The organism is Afipia sp. GW821-FHT04G03 (assembly GCF_059419985.1).
The window spans coordinates 352,335-377,320 of sequence record NZ_JBWKSV010000001.1; the positions used below are offsets into that span (position 1 = coordinate 352,335).

General features: G+C 61.8%; 23 protein-coding genes. 15 read left to right on the forward strand and 8 right to left on the reverse strand.

Features of this window, described 5'->3' with window-relative positions; all coding sequences use genetic code 11:
- Positions 1 to 337: 337 nt before the first annotated feature.
- A complete protein-coding gene (locus tag AC07UB_RS01765) occupies positions 338 to 1,822 on the forward strand; it encodes a caspase family protein (RefSeq protein ID WP_494652356.1) in 1,485 nt (494 codons plus the stop codon).
- Positions 1,823 to 1,878: 56 nt separating this feature from the next.
- Here AC07UB_RS01765 and AC07UB_RS01770 read toward each other — a convergent pair whose 3' ends face one another.
- The 3 genes from AC07UB_RS01770 to parE form a co-directional block, all read right to left on the reverse strand.
- The gene (locus tag AC07UB_RS01770) at positions 1,879 to 2,649 is read right to left on the reverse strand and encodes an SDR family NAD(P)-dependent oxidoreductase (protein ID WP_494652354.1); all 771 of its coding nucleotides are present in this window, start codon (positions 2,647 to 2,649) and stop codon (positions 1,879 to 1,881) included.
- Between the two features lie 77 nt (positions 2,650 to 2,726).
- A complete protein-coding gene (locus tag AC07UB_RS01775; RefSeq protein ID WP_494652352.1) occupies positions 2,727 to 2,918 on the reverse strand; it encodes a hypothetical protein in 192 nt (63 codons plus the stop codon).
- A gap of 48 nt (positions 2,919 to 2,966) precedes the next feature.
- Positions 2,967 to 5,015 (reverse strand): DNA topoisomerase IV subunit B, encoded by a 2,049-nt coding sequence (parE, locus tag AC07UB_RS01780; RefSeq protein ID WP_494652350.1) that lies wholly within the window; start codon positions 5,013 to 5,015, stop codon positions 2,967 to 2,969.
- 174 nt (positions 5,016 to 5,189) lie between these two features.
- Between parE and AC07UB_RS01785 the strand changes: the two genes are divergently transcribed.
- From AC07UB_RS01785 to argC, 4 genes are all read left to right on the forward strand, one after another.
- Positions 5,190 to 5,708: a DedA family protein gene (locus AC07UB_RS01785; RefSeq protein WP_492789320.1), complete on the forward strand. Its 519-nt coding sequence runs from the start codon at positions 5,190 to 5,192 to the stop codon at positions 5,706 to 5,708.
- A gap of 171 nt (positions 5,709 to 5,879) precedes the next feature.
- Positions 5,880 to 6,869, forward strand: a complete 990-nt coding sequence (locus AC07UB_RS01790; RefSeq protein WP_492789319.1) for an MBL fold metallo-hydrolase — start codon at positions 5,880 to 5,882, stop codon at positions 6,867 to 6,869.
- Positions 6,870 to 7,096: 227 nt separating this feature from the next.
- Positions 7,097 to 7,783, forward strand: a complete 687-nt coding sequence (locus AC07UB_RS01795) for an FMN-binding negative transcriptional regulator (RefSeq protein ID WP_494652349.1) — start codon at positions 7,097 to 7,099, stop codon at positions 7,781 to 7,783.
- Entirely contained in the window at positions 7,780 to 8,838 is a 1,059-nt protein-coding gene (gene argC, locus AC07UB_RS01800) for an N-acetyl-gamma-glutamyl-phosphate reductase (RefSeq protein ID WP_492789317.1), read from the forward strand. Before AC07UB_RS01795 ends, argC begins: the two co-directional genes overlap by 4 nt.
- A 73-nt stretch (positions 8,839 to 8,911) precedes the next feature.
- On the opposite strand, the gene AC07UB_RS01805 is transcribed toward argC, so the two are convergent.
- Both AC07UB_RS01805 and AC07UB_RS01810 read right to left on the reverse strand, forming a co-directional pair.
- Complete coding sequence (locus tag AC07UB_RS01805) at positions 8,912 to 9,310, reverse strand: MAPEG family protein (RefSeq protein ID WP_492789316.1); 399 nt, start codon at positions 9,308 to 9,310, stop codon at positions 8,912 to 8,914.
- A gap of 195 nt (positions 9,311 to 9,505) precedes the next feature.
- Entirely contained in the window at positions 9,506 to 11,320 is a 1,815-nt protein-coding gene (locus AC07UB_RS01810; protein WP_492789315.1) for a PHA/PHB synthase family protein, read from the reverse strand.
- Between the two features lie 335 nt (positions 11,321 to 11,655).
- On the opposite strand from AC07UB_RS01810, the gene AC07UB_RS01815 reads away from it, so the two are divergent.
- The 7 genes from AC07UB_RS01815 to recJ all read left to right on the forward strand — a co-directional run bounded on the left by AC07UB_RS01815 (position 11,656) and on the right by recJ (position 18,862).
- On the forward strand, positions 11,656 to 11,904 hold the full coding sequence (locus AC07UB_RS01815) for a hypothetical protein (RefSeq protein WP_492789314.1): 249 nt from the start codon (positions 11,656 to 11,658) through the stop codon (positions 11,902 to 11,904).
- 264 nt (positions 11,905 to 12,168) lie between these two features.
- Positions 12,169 to 13,386 carry an LL-diaminopimelate aminotransferase gene (locus AC07UB_RS01820; RefSeq protein WP_492789313.1) on the forward strand — a complete coding sequence of 406 codons (1,218 nt, stop codon included), beginning with the start codon at positions 12,169 to 12,171 and terminating at the stop codon, positions 13,384 to 13,386.
- Between the two features lie 21 nt (positions 13,387 to 13,407).
- Positions 13,408 to 14,730: a homoserine dehydrogenase gene (locus AC07UB_RS01825; RefSeq protein ID WP_492789312.1), complete on the forward strand. Its 1,323-nt coding sequence runs from the start codon at positions 13,408 to 13,410 to the stop codon at positions 14,728 to 14,730.
- Positions 14,731 to 14,783: 53 nt separating this feature from the next.
- A complete protein-coding gene (gene glpX, locus AC07UB_RS01830) occupies positions 14,784 to 15,782 on the forward strand; it encodes a class II fructose-bisphosphatase (protein ID WP_492789311.1) in 999 nt (332 codons plus the stop codon).
- Between the two features lie 13 nt (positions 15,783 to 15,795).
- Positions 15,796 to 16,245: a GNAT family N-acetyltransferase gene (locus AC07UB_RS01835; RefSeq protein ID WP_494652344.1), complete on the forward strand. Its 450-nt coding sequence runs from the start codon at positions 15,796 to 15,798 to the stop codon at positions 16,243 to 16,245.
- 7 nt (positions 16,246 to 16,252) lie between these two features.
- Entirely contained in the window at positions 16,253 to 16,963 is a 711-nt protein-coding gene (locus AC07UB_RS01840; RefSeq protein ID WP_492789310.1) for a haloacid dehalogenase type II, read from the forward strand.
- 57 nt (positions 16,964 to 17,020) lie between these two features.
- Positions 17,021 to 18,862 (forward strand): single-stranded-DNA-specific exonuclease RecJ, encoded by a 1,842-nt coding sequence (gene recJ, locus AC07UB_RS01845; RefSeq protein ID WP_492789309.1) that lies wholly within the window; start codon positions 17,021 to 17,023, stop codon positions 18,860 to 18,862.
- An 11-nt stretch (positions 18,863 to 18,873) separates the two neighbouring features.
- Here the strand turns inward: recJ and AC07UB_RS01850 are convergent, their stop codons facing one another.
- The 3 genes from AC07UB_RS01850 to efp form a co-directional block, all read right to left on the reverse strand.
- Positions 18,874 to 20,106 (reverse strand): lytic murein transglycosylase, encoded by a 1,233-nt coding sequence (locus tag AC07UB_RS01850; RefSeq protein ID WP_492789308.1) that lies wholly within the window; start codon positions 20,104 to 20,106, stop codon positions 18,874 to 18,876.
- A gap of 64 nt (positions 20,107 to 20,170) precedes the next feature.
- Entirely contained in the window at positions 20,171 to 21,859 is a 1,689-nt protein-coding gene (locus AC07UB_RS01855) for a M23 family metallopeptidase (protein WP_492789307.1), read from the reverse strand.
- 64 nt (positions 21,860 to 21,923) lie between these two features.
- On the reverse strand, positions 21,924 to 22,490 hold the full coding sequence (gene efp, locus AC07UB_RS01860; RefSeq protein WP_492789306.1) for an elongation factor P: 567 nt from the start codon (positions 22,488 to 22,490) through the stop codon (positions 21,924 to 21,926).
- 138 nt (positions 22,491 to 22,628) lie between these two features.
- On the opposite strand from efp, the gene epmA reads away from it, so the two are divergent.
- Genes epmA through AC07UB_RS01875 form a run of 3 tightly spaced genes read left to right on the forward strand, consistent with a single transcriptional unit; the run spans position 22,629 to position 24,957 of the window.
- A complete protein-coding gene (gene epmA / locus AC07UB_RS01865) occupies positions 22,629 to 23,684 on the forward strand; it encodes an EF-P lysine aminoacylase EpmA (protein WP_492789305.1) in 1,056 nt (351 codons plus the stop codon).
- Positions 23,681 to 24,748 (forward strand): lysine-2,3-aminomutase-like protein, encoded by a 1,068-nt coding sequence (locus AC07UB_RS01870; RefSeq protein ID WP_492789304.1) that lies wholly within the window; start codon positions 23,681 to 23,683, stop codon positions 24,746 to 24,748. Before epmA ends, AC07UB_RS01870 begins: the two co-directional genes overlap by 4 nt.
- 11 nt (positions 24,749 to 24,759) lie before the next feature.
- Positions 24,760 to 24,957: a hypothetical protein gene (locus AC07UB_RS01875; RefSeq protein WP_492789303.1), complete on the forward strand. Its 198-nt coding sequence runs from the start codon at positions 24,760 to 24,762 to the stop codon at positions 24,955 to 24,957.
- Positions 24,958 to 24,986: the final 29 nt, after the last annotated feature.

Here is a 24,986-nt window from a genome sequence, read left to right on the forward strand (position 1 = left end):
GCCTCGAGTCGAAATCGCCGTTCCGGACTCTGGAAAATATCTGTCGCGCTCACCCCGGAACGGCACGCTTTAAGGGCACGGGGAGGACAAATTCGCCGACAGGCAGCTGACCAGGCAATCGCGTTTCGATTCTGGCCGCGTTGCAGCGGAACATAGGCATGATCCGGCAAAAGTCAATGAATTTGAGGGTAAAACGCCGGAAAAACCTTAATACGACAATAAGTTGAAGGGCTTTTTGCCAATCAAAACAGCGGTCCCTGAACCGGCTTCTTGCGCCGGACGACTATGACATACTGGCTGCCAGAACCGGGTATTGGCGGCCCGAGGGGACAGGACGATGGCTATGCTTCGGATCGGGACATTTCTGCTCGGCCTCGCCGCGCTGACGGCGGCGCTGGCCGCACCCGCGTACGCGGAAAAGCGCGTGGCGCTCGTGATCGGCAACAACGACTATCGCAACGTGCCTCGGCTGCAAAAAGCCGTGAACGATGCGCGGACCATGAGCGACGCGCTGAAGCAACTCGGCTTCAAGGTGCTGTTCGCCGAAAACCAGACCCGCACGGCCTTCAGCGAAACCATGCTGGCCTTCGACAAGATCGTGGAGCCGGGCGACACGGCGTTTTTCTTCTTCGCCGGACATGGGTTCGAGATCAACGGCCAGAATTATCTGCTGCCGACCGACATCGCCGCGGTTACACAAGGTCAGGAGGAACTGATCCGCGACGGCGCATTCGCCGCCGAACGGGTGATCTCGCGGCTGCAGGCGCGCGGCGCACGGACGTCGATCTTCGTGTTCGATGCGTGCCGCAACAATCCTTTTGAGGCGACCGGAACGCGCGCCCTCGGTGGCAGCGGCGGCCTTGCGCCGATTTCACCGCCGGAAGGCGTGTTCGTGATCTTTTCCGCCGGCGCCAAACAGACCGCGCTCGATCGTTTGAACGACAACGATCCCAATCCCAATTCCGTATTCACTCGCAGCTTCGTGCGTGAGCTTGCGCAGCCCGGACTTAATCTGGTGCAGATCGCCAAGCGGACCCAGTCCGACGTTCGTCAGATGACGGCGGCGGCGAGCCGGATGCAGACGCCGGCCTATTACGATCAGATCGTCGGCGACTTTGTTCTGCGTCCGGCGAAGGAGGGCGATCGTGCGATCGCAGTCGAGCCACAGGTCCAGGTGGCTGCGCTGCCGGTGCAACCCATGCCTCCGATCGTCAGCGATTCCGGCAACGCGCCGATTGCGAGTTTCATGCGGCACAACGGCGGATGGTCGATCGCGTTCTCCATCGCCGATCCGACGCTGGCGATTTCGTGGCGCCTCGGCGAGAGCGGTGAGTTCAAGGAAACCGGATTCACCGATGCGCTTGATCCGCGCACGCGCCGGCGTATGCCGAATCCTTCGATCGAACTACCGAACGATGCGCCCGCTGCAACGATTCAGGTGCGTTATGTCGATCCGACCGGCCAGATGCAGGGACCATTTCCGATCAGGTTCGATCCCGAGGCCGCGCTGATCGCAAGCCATCGCAAACTACTGGACATGACCTCAAACAGCTGGCTTGCGTTCGGCGGCTACAGCGGACCGCTGGTCTACTATTCGCAAATTCTGTCGTATCGCTGCGCGATCCGGGAAATGCGCATCGGTATCGACACGACGGTGCCGGACAAGGTGGTCAAGATTCCGCCGTGCAACCCGCGCGATCCGTCGGCCATCCCGGAAAGCGCGGCGTCCTATATGAAGATCCCGGCGTCGACCAAATCCGTTTCGGTCGAACTGACCTATCAGGACGGGAGCCTCTCGGAGATCAAGAACTTCCGGCGGTAGCTGTTGTTTCGGCTTGATCTTTCCGAAAACCGGATTCCGTTTTTCGGGATCATGTCCTATCCCTGCGTGGAATATCCGCCGTCCACCGGAATCGCGGTGCCGGTCACGAAATCGGATGCGGCTGACGACAGAAACACAGCCGTGCCGGCAAGATCGTCACCGGTGCCCCAGCGCTTCGCCGGCGTTCGTGCGAGGACATTGTCGTTCAAACCCGGAATTTGTTCGCGCGCGGCACGGGTGAGATCGGTATTGATCCATCCGGGCAGGATGGCGTTGGCCTGAATGTTGTCGGCGGCCCAGGACAACGCGATCGATTTCGTGAACTGCACGATGCCGCCTTTGCTTGCGGCATAGGCGGGAGCAAAGCTGGCGCCAAAAATCGACATCATCGAGCCGATGTTGATGATCTTGCCGCCGCCGATGGCCTTCATCGCCGGATAGACGGCTTTCGAGCAGATAAACGCACTCGTCAGGTTCGTATCGATCACGGTGTGCCAGTCGTCGAGGCTGAGCATGTGTGCGGGATGCCGGACACTCATGCCCGCGTTATTGATGAGAATGTCGAGCCGGCCCATTTGCTTTAGCGTGGAATCGACCATGCTTTCTACCGAGGCTTTGTCGGTGACGTCGACGGCGACGGCGAGAGCCTTGGCGCCAAGTTGTTCGACCTCGCCGATAGCGTCTTTCGATTTTACTTCATTGCGACCGGCGATGACGACACTGGCGCCTGCGTGGGCCAGACCTCGTGCCATGCCGAGGCCGATACCGCCATTGCCGCCGGTGACGATGGCGACCTTGCCGGTGAGATCGAATAAGGATTTTTGCATGTTGTCTCCGCTGCGGTCTTCGCCGCTCGCGGAGATCAAATCACATCGATGCCGTGCCGCCTAGAGTCGTTCCGGCGTTACGTCTGGCGATGTGCAAGCACGATGGCAACCAGTCCGGCGAGGCTTAGCGCCGCGCCGTAATAGGGCCATTGAATCTGGCTGATCATGAAGCTGGATCGCGGCCAGCTAACGTAGCCGGTGCCCTGGCCGATCCAAAGCAACCCGATAACGAGTGCGAGGATGCCGATGGTAAGGAACGGAGTTCTCATGCGAGAACTACGCGCCAGCCGTGAATTGGTTTCAGGCGTGTCGCGTAGTTACACGTCCAGCATATCCTCGCTGGCGAATTCCGCCTTTTCGGAAATGAAAGCGAAGCGCGCCTCGGCCTTGGTGCCCATCAGGCGCTCGACGGAATCCGCGGTGCCGTCACGATCTTCCGTCGCCAGCACGACGCGCAGCATGGTGCGCTTCGACGGATCCATGGTGGTTTCCTTGAGCTGCGCCGGCATCATCTCGCCCAGACCTTTGAACCGGCCGATGTCGACCTTGGCGTTGGCGTGGAATTCCTTCTTCAGAAGCTCGTCGCGATGTGCTTCGTCGCGCGCGTAAACCGTCTTGGAGCCGTGCGTCAGGCGATAGAGCGGCGGCACGGCGAGATAGAGATGCCCTTCGTCGATTAATCGCGGCATCTGCCGGTAGAAGAACGTGATGAGGAGCGAGGCGATGTGTGCGCCGTCAACGTCCGCGTCGGTCATGATGATGATCCGCGAGTAGCGCAGATCTTCTTCGCGATAGTTTACACCCGTTCCGGCTCCGATCGCCTGCATCAGGTCGGAGAGCTGCGCGTTGGCTGTCAGCTTGTCCTTGGTGGCGGAAGCGACGTTGAGGATTTTTCCGCGCAGAGGCAAAATCGCCTGCGTCTTGCGGTCGCGCGCCTGCTTGGCGCTGCCGCCTGCGGAGTCGCCTTCGACGATAAAGAGTTCCGACCCCTCGGTGGCACTGTTGGTGCAGTCGGCCAGCTTGCCCGGCAGCCGCAATTTCTTGACGGCGGTCTTGCGCGACGTTTCCTTTTCGGCGCGGCGGCGCAGCCGTTCGTCCGAACGCTCGACCACGAATTCCAGTAGCTTGTTGGCTTGCAGCGGATTGCCGGTCAGCCAGTGATCGAACGGGTCCTTGATGGCCTGCTCGACGATTTTCTGCGCTTCGGCGGTGGCGAGGCGGTCCTTGGTCTGGCCCTGGAATTCCGGTTCGCGCACGAATACGGACAGCATGGCGGCTGCGCCGACCATGACGTCCTCCGACGTGATCGAGCCCGCCTTCTTGCCCTGTCCAACGCGCTCGGCGTAATCCTTGAGGCCGCGCAGCAGCGCGCTGCGGAAACCTGCTTCATGGGTGCCGCCGTCCGGCGTAGGCACCGTGTTGGTGTAGGACGAGAGAAACCCGTCGGCATCCGCAGTCCAGGCCACCGCCCATTCGCAGGCGCCATGAGCGCCGTTGCGCCCCGACCTGCCTGAGAAAATATCCGGATGCACCAGCGTGTCGGCATGGATCGCCGCGCCGAGATAGTCCTTCAGACCGTCCGGGAAGTGGAAGGTATCTTCTGCGGGGACATCGTCGACGCCCTTGAGCAATTCCTTGTCGCAGCGCCAGCGGATTTCGACGCCGCCGAACAGATACGCCTTCGAGCGTGCCATCTTGAACAGGCGCTGCGGCTTGAATATCGCCTTCGCGCCGAAGATTTCAGTGTCCGGCTTGAAGCGAATGCTGGTGCCGCGGCGGTTGTTGATCTTGCCGAGTTCTTCGAGCTTGCCCTTCGGCTTGCCGCGTTCGAACGTCATCCGGTAGAGCTTCTGGTTGCGCGCGACCTCGACCACGAGCAGGGAGGAGAGGGCGTTCACCACCGAGACGCCGACGCCATGCAAGCCGCCCGAGGTCTCGTAGACCTTGGAGTCGAACTTTCCGCCGGCGTGCAGCGTGCACATGATGATTTCGAGGGCGGACTTCTTCGGAAATTTCGGATGCGGATCGACCGGGATGCCGCGGCCATTGTCCACGACCGTCAGATAGCCGTCCGCGCCGAGGTGGACCTCGATGAAAGTCGCGTGGCCGGCCAGTGCTTCGTCCATCGAGTTGTCGATGACTTCCGCGAACAGGTGATGCAGGGCCTTCTCGTCCGTGCCGCCGATGTACATGCCGGGGCGGCGGCGCACGGGCTCCAGACCCTCAAGCACCTCGATGTCACGCGCCGTATAGCCGGCTTCCGCCCCCGCAGGCCGGGCGGTGGATTTTGCCGCTGCGCGCGGCTTGGCCCCCGACGAAGCGAACAAATCGGAGTCTTTATCTTTATTCTTCAATGGCTTACGCATGGGCCTTAAATCTTGATAGAACGTGATCAGAGCGCGAATCGTTGGCTGTTACTATGCCACGGTTGCGGCGGTAAATGTGACGCAGGCGGTTCGCAGGCACGGCGGCCGGGGCCGTGGTATGCGGACCTTGGGGAACCGGCATTAAAATCAAAAGAGCCGGTATCGGGACATGGCATGACGTTTGAAGAAATGACTCGTACGGTCGCCGAGTTCGTGCGCGACCATCAGACATGGGCAGCGCCCGTTGTTTTCACCTTGGCGTTTGCCGAGTCGCTGGCCTTCCTCTCGCTCGTGATACCGGCGTGGGGCGCGCTGGTTTCCATCGGCGCGCTGATCGGTGTCAGCGGCATCAATTTCTGGCCGATCTGGTTCGCATGCGGACTGGGAGCCGCTTGCGGCGATTGGGTCTCCTACTGGATCGGCGTCAAGTTTCATGACCGGATCGCCCATATGTGGCCGATGTCGAGCTTCCCGGACATGCTTCCGCGCGCGGAAGCCTTCATGAGGAAATGGGGCGTGGTCGGCATTTTCATCGGCCGTTTTTCCGGACCGTTGCGCGCCACCGTTCCGCTGGTCGCAGGCATTGTCGAAATGCCTTACCTGCAATTCCAGATCGCGAATTTCAGTTCGGCCTTCCTCTGGGCCGCGGCCCTTCTCGCGCCCGGAATCATGGGCGTCAAAATGCTGATGTGACCGCCGCGTTTCAAACTTGTTGTGATCGGGAATTATGCCGCTTCCAACGGTGTTAACATGACGCGCTGTCATGCGCAGCACGATGCGAGTGATTTGCAACAAAGCGGTAGACAAAACAGCCGCAACAATCGAGGTCCAGGATTGCGGACCTCACGTCCCGGGAGAACTGCAATGGATTTGACACGACGTCACGCACTGGCCGGCGCTGCCGCTCTTACGGCTGCTCCGCTATTGCCCGCGCTTCCCGCAAAGGCCGCCGCACCCGTTGCCGGCAAGCAGAATGCCAGTTTCTATCGCTACAAGATCGGCGACGCGGAAGTCACCGTGGTTTCCGATGGTGCAAATACATTCCCGCTCGGCGACACCTTCGTCCTCAATGCGAAGAAGGAGGAGGTCAATGCGGCGCTGGAGAAAGCTTTCCGTCCGCGCGACAAGGTCACCATCAATTTTGCGCCACTGGTTATCAACACCGGCGGCAAGCTGGTGGTGATCGATACCGGCAATGGACCGGGCGCCTTCGCGTCGAGCAAGGGCGTGGTCGGCCAGTTCGCATCCAACATGGCGGCTGCGGGCATCGACCCCAAAACTGTCGATATGGTCGTGATCTCGCATTTCCATAGCGACCATGTGAACGGCCTGCTGACCGCCGACAATCAACTCGCTTTCCCGAACGCCGAGGTTCTGGTGCCGGCGACCGAGTGGAAATTCTGGATGGATGACGGCGAGATGAGCCGCGCGTCGGGTGACCGGATGACCGGCCTTTTCAAGAACAACCGCCGCGTCTTTGAAACTGCGCTGAAGAAGAAGGTTACGCCTTACGAGTGGGGCAAGGATGTCGCGCCGGGATTGCTGGCTGTGGAATCCATCGGTCATACGCCGGGTCACACGTCGTATGTCCTGTCGTCTGGCGACGACAAGGTCTTCATTCAATCCGACGTGACCAACAATCCCGATCTGTTTGTGCGTAATCCGGGCTGGCACCTGATGTACGACCAGGATCCGGTGCAGGCAGAGACGACGCGCCGCAAGGTGTTCGACATGATCTCGGCGGACAAGATGCGGGTGCAAGGCTTCCACTATCCGTTCCCGGGCCTCGCCAACCTCGAGAAGGACGGCACCGGCTATCGCTGGATTCCGGCGCAGTGGAATCCTTCGATCTGAGTTGACGGATCACGACTTGACGGGAACTGGGCGCGGACCTATATCCGCGCCCATGATTTTGAGCGCCACCATCACCGCTGCCCGCCGCCGCCGCATTTTCGCGGTATGGGCGGCTGATTGCGTTTGAAAATCACCCCCGTGCCGCCGGAGACAACCCGCGGCACACCTTGTTTCCCACACCACGCGGTTTGATCTCGGGCGGCTCCTCGCAGAAGCAGGAGTTTGCAATGTATGTTCCACCCGCCTTTCGAGTTGACCGCGCTACTTGCCTCGCGTTCGCTGCCGCGCGCGGGTTTGGACTCGCCTGCGCCCGCGATGGGGACAAGCCGGTCGCGTCCCCCGTGCCCTTTCATATCGAGTATGCAAGTGACGGCACGCCGCTGCTGTGTTTTCATCTGGCACGCCATAATCCGCTGATCGCGCGCGCCGACGGCGTGACGCCCTGGCTGTTCGCGGTGAACGAGGCGGACGCCTATGTGTCGCCAGACTGGTATGTGTCGCCCGATCAGGTGCCGACATGGCTCTACCGGTCGGTGCATATGACGGGTGCTGTGAAGACCATGACAGGACAGCAACTGCCCGATCATCTCAATCAGGTCAGCGCCCGGTTCGAGAACGACCTTGCGCTGAAAAAGCCCTGGACGGCGGACAAGATGTCGCCCGGCCGGTTCGAGGCGATGATGAAGGGCATCGTGGGGCTGGTCATGACCGTCGAAGAGGTTGAGGGCAGCTTCAAGCTGAACCAGCATAAATCGGATGCGGACCATGTTGCGGTGACCCGCGCTTTGGCCTTACAGACATCGGCGGGCGCGGGCATCCTGTCGGCTGCGATGCGCGCCATGCGCCCGCAGGCCTTTGCAGCCATCGAAGGCAATGATGTTTTGAGTACCGCGCACGAAGGGACCGCGCCATGAGCACGAAGAAGAAAATCGGCATTCTCGGGGCCTCCGGTTACACCGGGGCGGAGCTTGTCCGGCTGCTGCTGCGCCATCCCCGCGTGGAGATTGCGCTGCTGACCGCCGACCGGCGCGCCGGGCAGATGATGGGCGACGTGTTTCCGCAGTTCGCGCCTTACGATCTGCCGCGCCTCGTGACCATCGACGAGGTCGACTGGGCGAAGGCGGGACTCGATCTGGTGTTCTGCGCGCTGCCGCACGCCACAACGCAGAAGGTGCTGAAGGATGTGCTGGCCAAGGCGCCGGGCATCAGGATCGTCGATCTGTCGGCGGACTTCCGGCTGGAAGATCCGGCCGCTTACGCGAAATGGTACGGCCACGAGCATCACGCGCTCGAATTGCAAAAGGAAGCCGTCTACGGGCTCGCTGAGATCTATCGGCGCGACATCAAGAAGGCGCGGCTGGTGGCCAATCCCGGCTGCTACACGACGTGCGCGCAACTGCCGCTGATCCCGCTGCTCAAGGCCAAGGCCATCGAGCCGGACGAAATCGTGATCGATGCCAAATCCGGCATGACGGGCGCGGGACGCTCGGCGAAGGAAGAGATGCTGTTCTCCGAAGTGTCCGAAGGCTTCAATGCCTATGGCGTTGGGCAGCACCGGCACATGGCCGAACTCGATCAGGAGTTCTCCAAGGCCGCGGGCAAGGAAGTCGTCGTCTCGTTCACGCCGCATCTCGTGCCGATGAACCGGGGCATCTTCTCGACCATCTATGTGCGGGGACGGCGGGGCAAGATCGCGCAGGACCTACATGACATCCTGGTGAAGCAGTACGAGAAGGAGCCGTTCGTTCACGTCCTGCCGTTCGGCAAGGTGCCGCAGTCGCGGCATGTGCGCGGCTCGAACATGACGTTCATCGGCGTGGCCGCCGATCGTATCGCAGGACGGGCGATTATCGTCTCGACCCTCGACAACCTCACCAAGGGCGCGTCGGGGCAGGCCGTGCAGAACATGAATCTGGTGCTGGGCCTGACCGAGACGATGGGCATCGACCAGCCGCCTATGTTTCCGTAAACGTAAAAACGGACCGACACGAAAAAAGGGACGGCGTGAGCCGTCCCTTTGCGTTTGGTCTTTGTCCGCGCGATCAGAGAATCTTGAAAATCGCCAGCGCCAGAACTGCCTGCGCGATGAACCCGACGGTGAAAGCGAGGGTGCGCAGGACTGGAACGCCGATCGTATAGACGATCAGATGCGCAACACGCGACCAGAAGTAAACAGCGCAAGCGAGCACTGTCCATTTCGACGAATAATCGACGGCGTTGAGGATCAGAACCAGCGGCGCGAAGATCACCAGGTTTTCGACCGCGTTGTCGTGAGCGAACATCAGGCGGTTGGCCCATTCGGCCTGCGGCTTGTCGTTCCGCGACGGGTTTGCCATCGCGCCGCCGAGGCCGCGGACCTGACAGCGATTGAGAACGTAAGGCACCCAGAGCAGGCCGGTGAAGATAACGGTCAGCGTCAGCCAGAACAGTTCACGTGTCATCGACGTTTTCCTTCCAATCTCGCAAGGCCCGCCGGGACGCGGGTGAAATGCTTCTACCGCTTCGCCGTTCAGCGCGCCGAGTCGGCTGCACGAACTCCTGCGAAGTCATAGACGATTGCCGATGCAAGGCCAATGTGGCGGCCATTGTTTTCTGTGAAGGGATGTCCCGAAGGCCGCAGCGGCCTTCGATGTGCCTTACGCGCGGACCCGAACGTAGCTCCCGGGAGCGTCTTCCAGCACGTCCAGCCCCCCGGTCCCCGGCACGCGCGCCGGAACCTGCTCGGCATCCACGGTTTCCAGCCAGGACCGCCAGTCCGGCCACCACGATCCCTTGGTCTCCTGCGCGTCCTTGAACCAGTCCGCGAGGCTGACGCCCTGAATGCGATCGTTGGTCCAGTACTGATATTTCCCGAGTTCCGGTGGATTGACCACGCCGGCGATATGACCTGATCCCGCGAGCACATACTTCACGGGGCCGCCGAAGAACTGCGAGCCGTAAAGAACGGATTCCGCCGGGGCGATGTGGTCTTCGCGGGTTGCGAGATTATAGACCGGCACCTTTACCTTCGAGAGATCGAGTTGGGTGTTGTCGATCACCATGGTCCCGGCCGACAGCCGGTTTTCGAGGTAGCAATTGCGCAGGTAATAGGAATGGTTCGCCGCCGGCATCCGGGTGGCGTCCGAATTCCAGTGCAGCAGATCGAACGCTGCCGGTTCTTTGCCCTTCAGATAGTTGCTGACCACATACGACCAGATCAGGTCGTTGGAGCGCAGCATGTTGAAGGCCATGGCCATCTTGGTGCCTTCGAGCACGCCCGCCTGTTTCATCTCGCGTTCGAGATTTGAGACCTGACCCTCGTCGACGAACACCAGCAGGTCGCCTGCATGGGTGAAATCGACCTGCGCCGCAAGGAACGTTGCGGACGTGACGCGGACGCGCCGCTTCTCGGCGAGCCATGCCAGCGTCGTCGCCAGCAGTGTGCCGCCGACGCAATAGCCCATGGTGTGAACGCGCATTTCGCCGGTGGCTTTTTCGATGACGTCCATCGCCGCCAGCGGACCCTCGCGCATGTAGTCGTCGAACGTCTTGTTTCCGAGTGACTTGTCGGGATTGACCCATGAGATCAGGAACACCGTGATGCCCTGATTGACGCACCACTGCACGAACGACTTCTGCCGGTTGAGGTCGAGGATGTAGAACTTGTTGATCCACGGCGGCACGATCAGCAGCGGCGTGCGCAGAACGGTTTCGGTCGTCGGCGTGTATTGAATGAGCTGCATCACCTCATTCTGGAAGATCACCTTGCCCGGCGTCAGCGCTACATCGCGGCCGATTTCGAGATCGCCCGCGGACTGGCGGATCTTGAGCGTGCCGTGTCCGGCCTCGATGTCTTCCGCGAGCATCTTCATGCCCCGCACAAGGTTGTCGCCGTTGCTCGACAGCGTCTGCCGCAGCACCTCCGGATTGGTCAGCACGAAATTGGATGGAGAAATCGCGTTCGTGACCTGCTGGACGTAGAACTCCGCCTTCTTGCGGGTATGCGCGTCGAGGCCTTCGGCGTTCTTGACGAGATCGTTCGCCAGTTGCGTGGTCAGAAGGTAGGCCTGCATCACGAAATCGAAAAACTGATTGCTCTTCCACTCCGCGTCCTGAAAGCGCTTGTCGCGGGGCGCGGGCTCGGCGACTGGCGCCGAGGCTTCACCCGACAGACGCTTCGCTGCGCTGTTGAGCAATTCAAGATAGGACTTGCCGATCTTCGTTTGGACTTCGGCGGCGCGCTGCTGGTCGGACAGCCAGTAGTTGGTCACCGACGTCAGCGTCTTGATCACCTCGGTGAACTCGCCGGGCTGTTCAGCGGTATCGCCATTCTGGCGCGGCTTGAGATAGGCGGAGAGGGCGCGGCCGCTGGACTCGAGCGTGCGTGCGAGGTTCGCGGAAAAGACTTCAGGGTCGAAACCTTTCGCAGGTCCGGTTTCTGCGGGATTGGTGTTCGGCAAAACGTCACTCATCGCTCAATACTAACCTTCGCTTCCGCGCGACCGTGTAGTCCGGCACTTCGCATGATCATCATGGCATAGTTCGGATGACGGTGCTGATTTGCATGTGCTGCGTTGCGGCATAATTAATACTTCGGTCACATTAGGGCCTCATGAACACTGTCTGTTTTGTGACGGTCTGACCGCGTTAACGCATCCGGCTGATCGTAAGTTCAGATCGCCGCACATTGATTGAGCAGGAATTGACTGAGCAGGAATCGTGCCGGTCTGCGTAGTGAGGGGACGTGAGTATTTACGTGCGTAGCAGCCCGGGTTTGGATCGGCGGTCACTGGGCTTGGTTGGCCTGATGATGCTTGGCCTCACGGTCGGAGGTTGCTCGATGCCGCTGGCCGATTTGCCGCTCGTCGGACTTCCCGCCAACACGCCGGCGAGGCCCGCGACCCCCGGCGCTTATCTTCCCGTGCACGACCTGCCGGCGCCGCGTCAGGAAACCACGCTCGATCCGACGCAGCAGGACAAGCTGGAGAAGGATTTGCTGGCCGCCCGCGACCGTCAGGCCTCCGGAGCCCAGGCGGCCCAGCGCCGCAGCAACTAGTCCTAAATCCGAACTTCGCCCTGTTTTTGCGCGCCAGCCCACTGAGATTTGCGCTTCGCCGCAACTGCCGGTTGGTGCTAAAAAGACCACGATTCAATCGCTAAAATGCGAATTCTTGCGCAGGCGACGCCGCATTGCGCCCGAATCCGCTTAATATGCTGAAATTCCGTACCTTCTCGCCGTACCGAATTCCACTTCGGTGCAAAACGCGTTACTGATCCTGCTGTTTAATTGCCGGTTTCACCGGTTCCCGGAGCCCGACCCATGGAAGAGTTTTACCGTATCCGCCGTCTGCCGCCTTACGTGTTCGAGCAAGTCAATCGGGCCAAGGCGGCCGCGCGGAACGCCGGGGCCGACATCATCGACCTGGGCATGGGCAATCCGGACCTTCCGACGCCGCCGCATGTTATCGAAAAGCTCAAGGAAACCCTCGGCAAGCCGCGGACCGACCGGTACTCGGCATCCAAAGGCATCGTGGGTCTGAGGCGGGCACAGGCTGCCTATTATGAGCGCCGCTTCGGCGTGAAGCTCAATCCGGAAACCCAGATCGTCGCCACGCTCGGCTCGAAGGAAGGCTTCGCCAACGTCGCGCAGGCGATCACGTCGCCCGGCGATGTCGTGCTGGTGCCGAACCCGAGTTATCCGATTCATGCCTTTGGCTTTCTGATGGCGGGAGGCGTCGTGCGTTCGGTGCCCGCCGAGCCGACGCCGGAGCTTTTCAGCGCGCTCGAGAAGGCGATCATTCACTCGATCCCCAAGCCGATTGCGATGATTGCGTGCTATCCGTCCAATCCGACGGCTTATGTCGCGTCGCTCGATTTCTACCGGGATCTGGTCGCGTTCGCGAAGAAGCATGAAATCTTCATCCTGTCGGATTTGGCCTACGCCGAACTGTATTTCGACGGCGTGCCGCCGCCGTCGGTGCTTCAGGTGCCGGGCGCGATCGATGTCACCGTGGAATTCACCTCGATGTCGAAGACGTTTTCGATGGCCGGCTGGCGCATGGGATTTGCCGTCGGCAATGAGCGCATCATCGCGGCGCTGACGCGCGTGAAGTCCTATCTCGACTACGGCGCTTTCACACCGGTGCAGGTCGCCGCGACTGCGGCGCTGAACGGCCCGCAGGATTGCATCAAGGAGGTGCGCGACACCTACCGCAAGCGCCGCGATGCACTGGTGGAATCGTTTGGCCGTGCCGGCTGGGACATTCCGCCGCCGGCGGCTTCGATGTTTGCCTGGGCGCCGCTGCCGGAGAAGTTCCGCGACGTCGGCAGCATGCAGTTCGCCACGCTGATGGTTGAGAAGTCCGGCGTCGTCGTGTCGCCCGGTGTCGCCTTCGGCGAGCATGGCGAAGGCTATGTCCGCATCGCGATGGTGGAAAACGAGCAGCGAATTCGCCAGGCAGCCCGCAATATCCGGCGCTTCCTTGAAAGTGGCGTTGAATCGTTGCACAACGTGGTTCCGCTCGCCACCCGGCGATAATTTTCCGCAGGTTTCAGCATTATGGTCGCACCACTCAAAGTGGGTATTGCGGGTCTCGGCACCGTGGGTGCCGAGGTGGTCCGCCTGATCGAAAGTCAGGGCAGGGTCTTGTCCGCACGGTGCGGCCGCGGCGTGCGCGTTGTTGCCGTGTCCGCGCGCTCGAAGGTTAAAAAGCGCGGCCTTGATCTGCGCGGCCTCGAGTGGGCGAAGAATCCGCTGGCGCTGGCCAACGATCCGAAGATCGATTGCTTTGTCGAATTGATGGGTGGTTCGGGCGAGCCCGCTTTGTCGGCCATCGAAGCCGCCCTCAAGAACGGCAAATCGGTGGTCACGGCAAACAAGGCGCTGATCGCCAAGCATGGTTCGCGGCTTGGCATGTTGGCCGAAAAGCATGGCGGGGCGCTGAACTATGAGGCCGCGGTCGGCGCCGCCATTCCTGTCATCAAGACGTTGCGTGAGGGCCTCGCAGGCACCAGCATCAATCGCGTCTATGGTATTCTGAACGGCACCTGCAATTACATCCTCACGCGCATGGAGCGCGAGGGATTGTCGTTCGACGAGTGTCTGAAGGATGCGCAGCGGCTCGGCTATGCCGAGGCCAATCCATCGTTCGACGTTGATGGGCACGACACCGCGCAGAAGCTCGCTATCCTCGCAAGCCTTGCGTTCGGCACCAAGGTGAACCAGAGCGCGGTCTACGTCGAAGGCATTTCATCGATTGCGCCGGAAGATCTGCGTGCCGCCGAAGAGCTTGGCTATCGCGTCAAGCTGCTCGGCGTTGCGGTGAAAACCGAATCCGGCATCGAGCAGCGCGTGCATCCGACCATGGTGCCGCGTTCATCCTCCATCGCGCAGGTGATGGATGTCACCAACGCGGTCACCATTGACGGTGAGGGCATTCCGCCGATCACGCTGGTCGGTCCCGGCGCGGGCGGCGCGGCCACGGCATCGGCGGTGCTTGCCGACATCGCGGACGTTGCGCGCGGCATCCGCGCGCTGCCGTTCGGGCGGCCGATTGCGAAACTCAAGACAACCACCAAGGCGCCGATGAAGCGCCATGAGGGCGGATACTACATTCGCCTGATGGCGCGGGACCTCGCCGGCACCGCCGCGACCATCGCGACGCGGCTCGCCGAGCAGAAGATTTCCATTGAATCGATCGTGCAGCGTCATCCTGATGGCGCGGTTGATGTGTTGAATGCCCGTGGCAAGGCGGCCCCGGTGCCGGTCATTCTCATCACTTACGCGACCAGTGAGGATGCCGTGCGCCGCGCTTTGCAGGCCGTCCAGCAAGATCGGGTGATAACCGGCCGTCCGCAGGTCATCCGGATTGAAAAGAACTGATAGGGTCCGGTCGACCGGGTCCACTGATATGCTCGTTGTTTGGGAGTTAGCCTATGTCCGTTACGATTTCCGTTCCGCCACAGCTGTTGCTGGAACGCATTCTCACCCTCGAAATCGTTCGCGTGACCGAGCGTGCCGCAGTCTCCGCCGCGCGTCTGCGCGGCCATGGCAACGAGAAGGCCGCCGACCAGGCCGCGGTGGACGCCATGCGGCGCGAACTCAACAAGATTCCAATTCAGGGCACGGTGGTGATCGGCGAGGGCGAGCGCGACGAAGCGCCGATGCTCTTCATCGGCGAAAAGGTCGGTGCTGAGGGCGGCCCCGAAGTCGACATCGCTGTCGATCCGCTCGAGGGCACGACGCTGTGCGCGAAGAACATGCCTGGCGCAATTGCGACCATGGCGATGGCGGAAGGCGGCACGCTTCTGAACGCGCCTGACTCCTACATGCAGAAAATTGCGATCGGTCCGGGCTACGCTAAAAACGTGATCGACATCGATGCGCCGCCTGCGGACAACATTCGCCGTCTCGCGCGCGCCAAGGACGTTCATCCGTCGGCGATTACGGCGCTTGTGCTCGACCGTCCGCGTCATGCCGACATCATCAACGCCATTCGCAGCACGGGCGCTGCGGTGCGCCTCATCACCGACGGCGACGTCGCGGGCATTATCCACACCGCCGACCCGGAAAACACCGGTGTCGATATCTACATCGGCACCGGCGGCGCGCCGGAAGGCGTTCTCGCAGCCGCGGCGCTCCGTTGTATCGGCGGACAAATGCAGTGCCGCCTGATCCTCGACACCGACGAGCGGCGTGAACGCGCGCTGAAGATGGGTATCAAGGACCCGAACATGATTTATGGCATTGAGGATCTGGCCAAGGGCGACTGCCTGTTCGCGGCAACCGGCGTGACCGACGGTTCGCTGCTGTCCGGCGTCAAGTTCCGCAAGAATGTCATCGAGACGGAGACCGTTGTGATGCGGTCCGTCACCGGTACGGTTCGCTACATCAAGGGCGAGCATCGCCAGTTCGAGAAATTCCACCTCGATTGATCAGGGATTACCCATGACCGAGCGCGTTGTCATCCGGCCGCTTCGCGAGGATGAGCGCGCGGCGTGGGAGCCGCTATGGGCCGGTTATCTGAAATTCTACAAGGCGTCGGTTCCGGCTGCGACTACCAACGTTACATGGCAGCGCTTTCACGATGACGCAGAGCCAATGTACGTGCTGGGTGCGTATGTGGACGGCACGCTGACCGGCATTGTGCATTTCCTTTATCATCGCTCCTGCTGGACCACCGGCGACTATTGCTACCTGCAGGATCTGTTCGTGAACGAAGGCGCGCGGGGACACGGCGTCGGCCGCAAGCTGATCGAGGCCGTCTACGAGAAGGCGAGGGCCGCGGGCGCGAGTCGTGTGCATTGGCTGACCCAGTTCGAGAATGCGCGCGCGCAGATTCTCTACGATGAAGTTGCGGACCGCTCCGGCTTCATGCAGTACCGCAAGATTTTATGAGGCTTCGATGTCGGATGTGAAGGCGCTGCTGTTCGACGTATTCGGCACCGTGGTCGACTGGCGGACCAGCCTGATCGATAACTTCACCGCATGGGGCAAGGCGAAGGGTATCAAGGGCGACTGGACCGCGCTGGTCGACGGCTGGCGCGCCGCGTACATGCCTTCGATGGACGAGGTTCGCAAGCATCCCGAGCGTGGCTTCGTCATCCTCGATGACTTGCAGCGCCGGTCCATTGAGCCGCTCGCGGCCAAGCTCGGAATCACAGGTCTTACCGCGAAAGATTATGACTATCTCACGCGCGGCTGGCATAGCCTTCGTCCGTGGCCGGACAGCGTCGGCGGTCTGACGCGTCTCAAAACGAAGTTCATCATCGGGCCGCTGTCCAACGGCAATGTGGCGTTGCTGACCAACATGGCGAAGTTCGCTGGCCTGCCGTGGGACCTTGTGCTGAGCGCCGAGGTGTTCGGCCACTACAAGCCCGATAAAGAAGCTTATCTGGGGGCTGCGAAGATTCTCAGCCTCAAACCCGATGAAGTCATGCTGGTCGCCGCGCATAACAGCGATCTCGCCGCTGCGCAGAGCTTTGGTCTGAAGACCGCATTCGTGCCGCGCGTGACGGAGTATGGCCCGTTCCAGAATCGTGACTTCAAGGCCGATGGAAACTGGGATTTTGTCGTGAAGGACTTCAACGACCTGGCTGACAAACTGGGCTGCTGATCGCGCGTCCGCGAATCATTGAACGTTGACGCTTCGTGCTTACCTGCGGAAGGCATCATGACGCTCCCTGCATCCGCTTTGCCCGTTGAAACGCCGCCGGCCTTCCTGGGCGTGGTGCAGTCAGCCACGGGCAAATTCTGGCGCGACCGGCTTGATCCACGTGGTGCGGCGCGTGCGCTCGCCATCGCGCAGCGCTATCAGGTGCCGGAAATGCTGGCGCGGATCATCGCAGGGCGGGGCATTGATATCGACGCGGTCGATGACTTCCTCGATCCGACCATTCGCAAGCTGTTGCCGGACCCGCTAACCGTCACCGAGATGGAAGCCGCCGCCAAACGCATCGCGGATGCTGCCACGCGCGGCGAGAAGGTTGCGATTTTCGGCGACTACGATGTGGATGGTGCGACCTCGGCGGCGCTGCTGACCTGGCATCTGCGCCATTGCGGGCTCGATCCGCTGATCCATATTCCCGACCGCATCTTCGAAGGCTACGGGCCCAATGTCGAAGCTGTGCGCGGTCTCGCGGGCAAGGGCGCGACATTGCTGGTAACCGTCGATTGCGGGACCACCAGCATCGAGCCATTGGCTGAAGCCAAGAAGCTCGGCATGAGCGTGGTCGTGATCGATCATCACCAGTGCGGCGATGAGCTCCCCATTGTGGATGCGCTGGTCAATCCCAACCGGCCCGACGATCTGTCGGGCCTCGGTCATCTCGCCGCCGTGGGGCTTGTGTTCGTCACGCTGGTGGCTGTGAACCGCGAGTTGCGCGCGCGTAATTTCTGGACCGACGAGCGGCCGGAGCCCAATCTGCTGGATGCCCTCCATCACGTTGCGCTCGGCACGGTGGCCGATGTCGCCGCGCTGATCGGCCTCAACCGCGCCTTCGTTGCCAAGGGGCTGATAGCGTTGCGCCGCCGCGATCATGTCGGCCATACCGCGCTGATGGATGTCGCCCGTCTCACCGGCCCGCCGGAAGCGTGGCATCTGGGTTTCACGCTCGGCCCGCGTATCAATGCCGGCGGCCGCATCGGGCGCGCTGATCTCGGCGTGCGGCTCCTGCTGGAAGGCGATATTTCGGAAGCGGCACGGATTGCCGCAGAACTCGACCGGCTGAACACCGAACGCCGCGTCATCGAGCAGATGGCGGAAGCGCAGGCGGAAGCCGAAGCGCTGGCCTCGCTCGGCCTTGACGACAAGGGCTCGGTGATCGTCACGGCCTCGGAGGGCTGGCATCCGGGCGTGGTGGGTCTCGTGGCGTCGCGCCTCAAGGAAAAATTCTCGCGGCCCGCCTTCGCCATTGCGCTCGAGCCGGGCGGTATCGGCACCGGATCGGGCCGCTCCATTCCGGGCGTCGATCTCGGCAGGGTGGTGCGCGAGGCGGTGAACGAGGGGATCTTGCTGAAAGGCGGCGGCCACGCGATGGCGGCGGGTATCACTCTGAAAAAAGAGCGCCTCGCCGAATTCCGTGCGTTTGTCGAAACCGCACTCGCCAGCGCTGTGACGGATGCGCGCCACGCCAACGAACTGTTCATCGATGGCGCGGTGAGCGCGCGTGCGGTGACGACCGATTTCGTCAACACCATGAACCGCGCCGGACCGTTCGGCGCGGGCAATCCCGAACCGCTGATCGCGCTGCCGTCACATCAATTGGTTTTTGCCGATGAGGTCGGGCAAGCGCATCTGCGCCTGCGTTTTAAATCGGGCGATGGGTCTTTCGTGAACGGCATCGCGTTTCGCTCCGTCGGACAGAAGCTAGGCAACGCGCTGCTCGAAAATCGTGGCCAGATGCTTCATGTCGCGGGATCGCTGACGGTCGATCGCTGGCAGGGCTCCGAGCGGGTACAGATGCGCGTCACGGACGTCGCGGTTCCGGATCCTGGGCCTGCGGTGATCCGGTAAAACGAAAGCGGCTACGAGCCCCGCAGCTTCGCCAGCACCTTCAATCCGGCATAGCCGTCGGCGGGCAGCAATCCTGCCTTGGCCTGGAAATCCCTGACCGCCTTCATGGTGTCGTTGCCGACGCGCCCATCGGTGCCGCCGGTGTCGAAGCCCGCTTTGGTCAGGCGCGTCTGGACTTCCTGAACTTCGGCAAGCGTCAGTGCGCGTTCCGATCCGGGGAAGGGCTGCACGAATGGACCGCCGCCCAGGATGCGGTCGCCCAGATGGACGATGGCAAGTGCGTAGTTCATCGACGGATTGTAGCTCTTCACGGCGTAGAAGTTCGGCCCCAGCAGGAATGACGGGCCGCCCTGAACGGGGACCCATAGCTGCGCCTTGTCGTTGGGACGCGGAAACGGCTGGCCATCGGCGCGAGTGACGCCTGCCGCCGCCCATTGCGCATAACTCTTGTTGCCGCTGCCGCCTGTCGCGCCGCGCACTTCGTAGCCCCAATGTTCGCCACGCCGGTATTTGCCGCGGTTGACGAGATAACGCGCGCTGGAGCCGAGCGCGTCGTCCGGCTTGCCGAAGGGCGAAACGCGGCCATCGCCGTCATAGTCGAATCCGACATTGAGCCAGACTTCCGGCATCCACTGGGTGTGGCCCATCGCGCCGGCCCATGAGCCGCGCATTTCTTCCGGCGTGCTCCAGTGCTTGTCGACAATGCGCAGCGCATTGATCAGTTCGGTCTCCCAATAGGCGCGGCGGCGCGGCTCGTTCCACGCCAGCGCGACCAGCGAAGGAAACACCGGGCGCATATGGTTCTGCTGCACCAGCGGATCGCCGTAAGCCGTCTCGACGCCCCACAGCGCCAGCAGCGTGCCGCGCTCGACGCCGAAGTCCTTTTCGATGCGCGTGAACAGCGCAGCGTGTTTTTGAAGCGCTGCCTTGCCCGCGCTCAGCCGCCAGTCCGAGACGCGGCGGTTGATGTACTGCCAGAGCTGCTCGTTGAACTCGGGCTGCTTGCGCATCTTCTCGAACACGCTCATGTCCGGTTCGATGCGGCTCAGCACACGAATATAAGTGCCTTCGGAAATGCCCTTCGCCAGCGCGCGAGCGCGAAAGCCTTCGCGCCATTGATCGAAGCCGGGCGGGGCGGCAAATGCGCGAAGTGGACTTGCCACCAGCGCGCCTGCGCTGATGGCTGCGCCCAGCAGCGTTCGCCGCGTCAGGGATTTTCCGTTCAAAGAATCTCGATGCGTCATGCGGCCACTCTAGCGTGACTTGCCCGGTTCGGCCAAAGGCCAATCTGCCGCGGAACCGAATGGACTATCTGCTTTCGCCTTCCTTGGAGGAGACAGGCGTCGTGTCTCCCGGAGGCATGGCATGGGCCATCGCGGATGCTTCAGGCAGCGGCGGGATGAATTCGCGCCCGCGGCCGCCGATCAGGCGCTCATAGGCGGAGATCAGCGTGACGTAAGGATTGACCCACAGCCAGCCGTCGCGCGTAAACACCTGCACGTCGAAATGCAAATGACTGGTCGTGCCGCCGGCGTGATCCTGAAAATTCGACACCACGCCGATCCGCTCGCCCTCGGACACCCGCCGGCCATGAACCGCGCCGTCGGCATCCATGCGCGCTGGATTCATGTGCATGTAACGGAAGCGGATGTGCTCGTTGCGTGTGTTGACCAGCAGGAACAGGGCCTGTTGCTTTTGTGCACGGATCAACACGCCGTCGCGCACCGCGACCGCCGGAAAGATATCGGGCAGGCAGCGATCGGCGCCGTCGTTGCGAAGATGACAGGTCGAAGGCCGGATGTCTTGCCCCTGGTGACCCATGCCATTTGCACACTGGCCGACCTCGAAGTCGCGTGTCTCGCAAAAATTGTCCTGCCAAGGATAACTGTAATTCTCCTTGGCGGATTCGTCGAATACCAGCGGTTTGTCGTTACGCTTACAGCGGTACTCGTCTCCCTTCGTCGAGCGGAACGAGACCCGCCCGGTGAGATTGCAATCGCCCCAGCTCATGAAGGACTGCGAGTTGGCGAACGCCGGAGCTTTCTCGATTGGAAAGCGGATCTGCGCATAGACGGTCATGTCCCGATGGCCGCTCTGCCCGCGATAGCCGCTGTTGGCGATGATTTGTCCCGGCTCGCGATAGGTGAAATCCGTGGCGTATTCGACCGGCCGTTCGGAAACGATCGAGGCAATATTGTAGCGCGGGTTGCCCGGCCTGCCGCCCGCAACCCGCAGCGCCTTGAGGAATTGCTCGGCGACCGAGGAGGCTTCGCGGCAGGACAGGCGTTTGCTGCGCGCGGCGCTGTCGCGGCACTGGATCGACACCACATAGGGAACACCGAAGCGCGTGAAGGCGTATCGCACATAGCCTTCGCGGATCACCCGCCGGAGATTCGGAAACTGCGTAGCCAGCGCCTTGACCGCCTGGCCTTTTCCCGCGAGCGAGTCCTTGATGTCATAGATCAGCAGCGATCCGGTGATCTGGACTTCGACCGGCTGCAAATAGATCCGGGACGGCATCTTTTCGCCTTCGCCGCGATCCAATGTGAAGACAGCGTTGTAGCCGGATGGCCCCGCATCGAACATGGCGGCGGCGTTGAAGCCTGCCTGATAGCGGGAGATGAGAAGGTTGATCGCGCCGTTTTCACGGTCGGTGAGATACAGCGCGCTGTCGAAGGGCAGCAGCACCGGCACCGGACTTTGTCCGATTCCGGGAAAGATCGGGGACGTCACCGCGTTGAGCTGCGAGAGTGATGCGATGCGACGCGGGTTGATCTGACGCGACCGGCGGTCACCCGTGAAGTTGAACTGATCGGCCGCGAGCGGCTGTGTGGCGATCTCGGCCTTCAACTGACCGGCGGCGGCCGGCCAATCGGCCCTGACCACGGTCACTGCCGGCGTTCTGAATTCGTCCGCGTGAAGTGGTTGCGAGACGACGATTAGGGAGACGATGCCTGCGATCCCCGCCAGAACCAGAGAGCGGCACCGGGATTTCACCGATGCCGTTCTTCCCCGATTTTGTGTTCTCGCCAGCCTCAATGCATCCTCGCGAGACCCGCGCTCAATCCTTGGCGCGCTCGACGTAGGAACCGTCTTCCGTCATGACGACGATGCGCGTGCCCGTGCCGATATGCGGCGGCACCAATGTGCGGACGCCGTTCGCCAGCATCGCGGGCTTGTAGGACGAGGAGGCGGTCTGTCCCTTGGTCACCGGCTCGGTATCCACAACCTCAAGCGTGGTGCGCTGGGGAAGTGTGATGGCGACCGCGATGTTGTCGTGGATCGACAGCTTCACGGTCATGTTTTCCTGGAGGTAGGGGGCCTGCGTGCCGACCACATCCTTCGGGACCAGCAACTGGTCGTAGTTTTCATTGTTCATGAAGTGGAAGCCGTCGCCGTCTTCGTAGAGATAGTTGTAGTCGCGGTCCTCGACGAAAGCGCGCTCGACCTGATCGGTGGTCTTGTAGCGCTCAGACACCTTGGTGCCGTCGCTGATTCGGCGCATTTCGATCTGGCTGACGGGAGTTCCCTTGCCGGGGTGGATGTTCTCCGCAGTCAGAACGACATATAGCTTGCCGTCCTGCTCAATGATGTTGCCCTTGCGGATCGAACTGGCGATGACTTTCACAGATAGGTTTCCTAATGTTCGGGGCCGGTCGCGGCGCCGGCTCGGCACAGCGGAGTCCGGCAGGGCGGTTTCCGGCTGCAACATACTGATTTGGAGCGTCAAAGCCAGCATTTTGGTGCAGAATCGGGCATTTCCCGCATGAGCGTGGAACAGAAGCTGTCGCCCTGGTGGACCCCCGAACGGCACCGCGACCGCAAGCCGTTTTTACAGGCGCGGAGCGCGATTTCGCGAGCGCTCAGGGATTGGTTCGAAGATGAGGGATTCGCGGAGGTCGAGACCGGAATCCTCCAAAAATCGCCCGGCAACGAGACCCACCTTCATGCCCCCTCGGTTGATCTGACCTCCGGTTCCGGTGACAGGTCGCGGCATTATCTGCGAACGTCGCCCGAATTCGCCTGCAAGAAACTGCTTGCCGCCGGCGAGACCCGAATCGTGGAATTCGCCCGCGTGTTCCGGGATCGCGAGCGTGGCCCGCTTCATCTTCCCGAATTCACGATGCTGGAATGGTATCGCGCCAACGAAGGCTACGAGGCGGTGATGGCGGACACCGTCGTCGTCATCGCCCATGCGGCCCAGACCACCGGGATCGGGATGTTTTCGTTTCGCGGGCACACTGCTGATCCATTTGCCGAGCCCGATCTGTTGACGGTCGCGGATGCATTCACACGCTTCGCCGGAATCGATCTGCTCGCCACAATTTCTGATGGTCGCGCCGACCGGGATGCATTGGCCGTGGCTGCTGCGGAGAAGATTCGCGTCACCGATGACGACACCTGGTCCGATATCTTCAGCAAGGTTCTGGTCGAGCATATCGAGCCGCATCTGGGGCAGGAGCGTTTGACGATCCTTTATGAATACCCCGCGCCGGAATCAGCGCTGGCGCGCGCCAAGCCGTCCGATCCGCGTGTCGCCGAACGCTTTGAAGTTTATGCCTGCGGCGTCGAACTTGCGAACGGGTTCGGCGAGTTGATCGACGCCGGCGAGCAGCGGCTGCGGTTCACCGCAGCGATGGACGAGAAAGAGCGGCGATACGGCGAACGCTATCCGCTGGACGAGGATTTTCTCGCGGCGATGGCGCAGATGCCGGAAGCCTGCGGCGTGGCGCTTGGCTTCGACAGGCTGGTGATGCTGGCGAGTGGCGCCACGCGGATCGACCAGGTGGTGTGGACACCGCCGCCGGAAGGTGATGCATGACCGGCCGTCCCGCCACGACGCTGCGAACGCCCGCCGACCTGATCGGGAATGGCCTCGCGTCACCTGACGATCTATCCGCGCTGGAACAAGTCGCTGCACGTTATGCCATCGCGGTGACGCCCGCTGTCGCGGCGCTGATCGATCCGTCCGATCCGCATGACCCGATCGCGCGGCAGTATATTCCGTCGGCCGAGGAACTGATTTCACATCCCGGCGAGAACGCCGATCCTATCGGCGATCACGCGCACGCGCCGGTCAGCGGCATCGTGCATCGCTATCCGGACCGCGTGCTGTTCAAGCTGGTGCATGTCTGCGCGGTGTATTGCCGGTTCTGCTTTCGCCGCGAGATGGTGGGGCCGGGAAAGGAGACGGCACTCTCGAACGAAGCCTATGGGGCGGCGCTGGATTACATCCGGTCGCACCCTGAAATCTGGGAAGTGATTTTGACCGGCGGCGATCCGCTGATGCTGTCGGCACGGCGTTTGAAGGAGATCATGAACGATCTCGCCGCCATTGATCACGTCAAGATCATCCGCATTCATACCCGCGTGCCGGTCGCCGACCCTGCAAAGGTGACTGACGAGACCGTCGCGGCGTTGAAGGTCGATGGTGCGACGACGTGGGTCGCGCTGCACGTCAATCATCCGCGCGAACTGACGCTTGAGGCGCGCGCCGCGTGCGCGCGCATGGTCGACGCCGGCATTCCGATGGTGAGCCAGTCGGTGCTGCTGCGCGGCGTGAATGACGACGCCGCGACGCTGGAAGCCTTGATGCGCAGCTTCGTGGAATGCCGGATCAAACCCTACTATCTGCATCACGGTGATCTCGCGCCGGGCACCGCGCATTTGCGGACGACGCTGGAGCACGGACAAAAACTGATGCATGCGTTGCGCGGCCGCGTGTCCGGCCTGTGCCAGCCGGATTACGTGCTCGACATTCCGGGCGGTCACGGCAAGGCGCCGGTCGGCCCACAGTATCTGTCACAGACGGGTGAAAATGCAGAGCAGCAATACCGCGTCGTGGATTACTGCGGCGATGTTCACCTCTATCCGCCTGCGCAATAGACGGCCTGACGATGCCGGCGCCTGAACCACCCGACGATGAGGGCAACCGCGGCGTCGAAAACGCTGTAATGCTTGGTTTTTTCGTGGTGCTGGTGGCGGCTGGTATCTGGCTGCTTGGATCGATGGCCGATGTTCGCAAGGCACAGGATTGTGCGGCGCAGGGGCGGCGCAATTGCGGAACGATAGAAAGTCCTGCCGGTTCCCAGTAAGATGACATCACGCTGAGGAATCATATTGG

Excerpts from the sequence above, each read along its gene's own strand:
- AC07UB_RS01765 (WP_494652356.1), top strand. The coding sequence starts at position 338 with ATGGCTATGCTTCGGATCGGGACATTTCTGCTCGGCCTCGCCGCGCTG.
- AC07UB_RS01770 (WP_494652354.1), bottom strand. The coding sequence starts at position 2,649 with ATGCAAAAATCCTTATTCGATCTCACCGGCAAGGTCGCCATCGTCACC.
- AC07UB_RS01775 (WP_494652352.1), bottom strand. The coding sequence starts at position 2,918 with ATGAGAACTCCGTTCCTTACCATCGGCATCCTCGCACTCGTTATCGGG.
- parE (WP_494652350.1), bottom strand. The coding sequence starts at position 5,015 with ATGCGTAAGCCATTGAAGAATAAAGATAAAGACTCCGATTTGTTCGCT.
- AC07UB_RS01785 (WP_492789320.1), top strand. The coding sequence starts at position 5,190 with ATGACGTTTGAAGAAATGACTCGTACGGTCGCCGAGTTCGTGCGCGAC.
- AC07UB_RS01790 (WP_492789319.1), top strand. The coding sequence starts at position 5,880 with ATGGATTTGACACGACGTCACGCACTGGCCGGCGCTGCCGCTCTTACG.
- AC07UB_RS01795 (WP_494652349.1), top strand. The coding sequence starts at position 7,097 with ATGTATGTTCCACCCGCCTTTCGAGTTGACCGCGCTACTTGCCTCGCG.
- argC (WP_492789317.1), top strand. The coding sequence starts at position 7,780 with ATGAGCACGAAGAAGAAAATCGGCATTCTCGGGGCCTCCGGTTACACC.
- AC07UB_RS01805 (WP_492789316.1), bottom strand. The coding sequence starts at position 9,310 with ATGACACGTGAACTGTTCTGGCTGACGCTGACCGTTATCTTCACCGGC.
- AC07UB_RS01810 (WP_492789315.1), bottom strand. The coding sequence starts at position 11,320 with ATGAGTGACGTTTTGCCGAACACCAATCCCGCAGAAACCGGACCTGCG.
- AC07UB_RS01815 (WP_492789314.1), top strand. The coding sequence starts at position 11,656 with ATGATGCTTGGCCTCACGGTCGGAGGTTGCTCGATGCCGCTGGCCGAT.
- AC07UB_RS01820 (WP_492789313.1), top strand. The coding sequence starts at position 12,169 with ATGGAAGAGTTTTACCGTATCCGCCGTCTGCCGCCTTACGTGTTCGAG.
- AC07UB_RS01825 (WP_492789312.1), top strand. The coding sequence starts at position 13,408 with ATGGTCGCACCACTCAAAGTGGGTATTGCGGGTCTCGGCACCGTGGGT.
- glpX (WP_492789311.1), top strand. The coding sequence starts at position 14,784 with ATGTCCGTTACGATTTCCGTTCCGCCACAGCTGTTGCTGGAACGCATT.
- AC07UB_RS01835 (WP_494652344.1), top strand. The coding sequence starts at position 15,796 with ATGACCGAGCGCGTTGTCATCCGGCCGCTTCGCGAGGATGAGCGCGCG.
- AC07UB_RS01840 (WP_492789310.1), top strand. The coding sequence starts at position 16,253 with ATGTCGGATGTGAAGGCGCTGCTGTTCGACGTATTCGGCACCGTGGTC.
- recJ (WP_492789309.1), top strand. The coding sequence starts at position 17,021 with ATGACGCTCCCTGCATCCGCTTTGCCCGTTGAAACGCCGCCGGCCTTC.
- AC07UB_RS01850 (WP_492789308.1), bottom strand. The coding sequence starts at position 20,106 with ATGACGCATCGAGATTCTTTGAACGGAAAATCCCTGACGCGGCGAACG.
- epmA (WP_492789305.1), top strand. The coding sequence starts at position 22,629 with ATGAGCGTGGAACAGAAGCTGTCGCCCTGGTGGACCCCCGAACGGCAC.
- AC07UB_RS01870 (WP_492789304.1), top strand. The coding sequence starts at position 23,681 with ATGACCGGCCGTCCCGCCACGACGCTGCGAACGCCCGCCGACCTGATC.
- AC07UB_RS01875 (WP_492789303.1), top strand. The coding sequence starts at position 24,760 with ATGCCGGCGCCTGAACCACCCGACGATGAGGGCAACCGCGGCGTCGAA.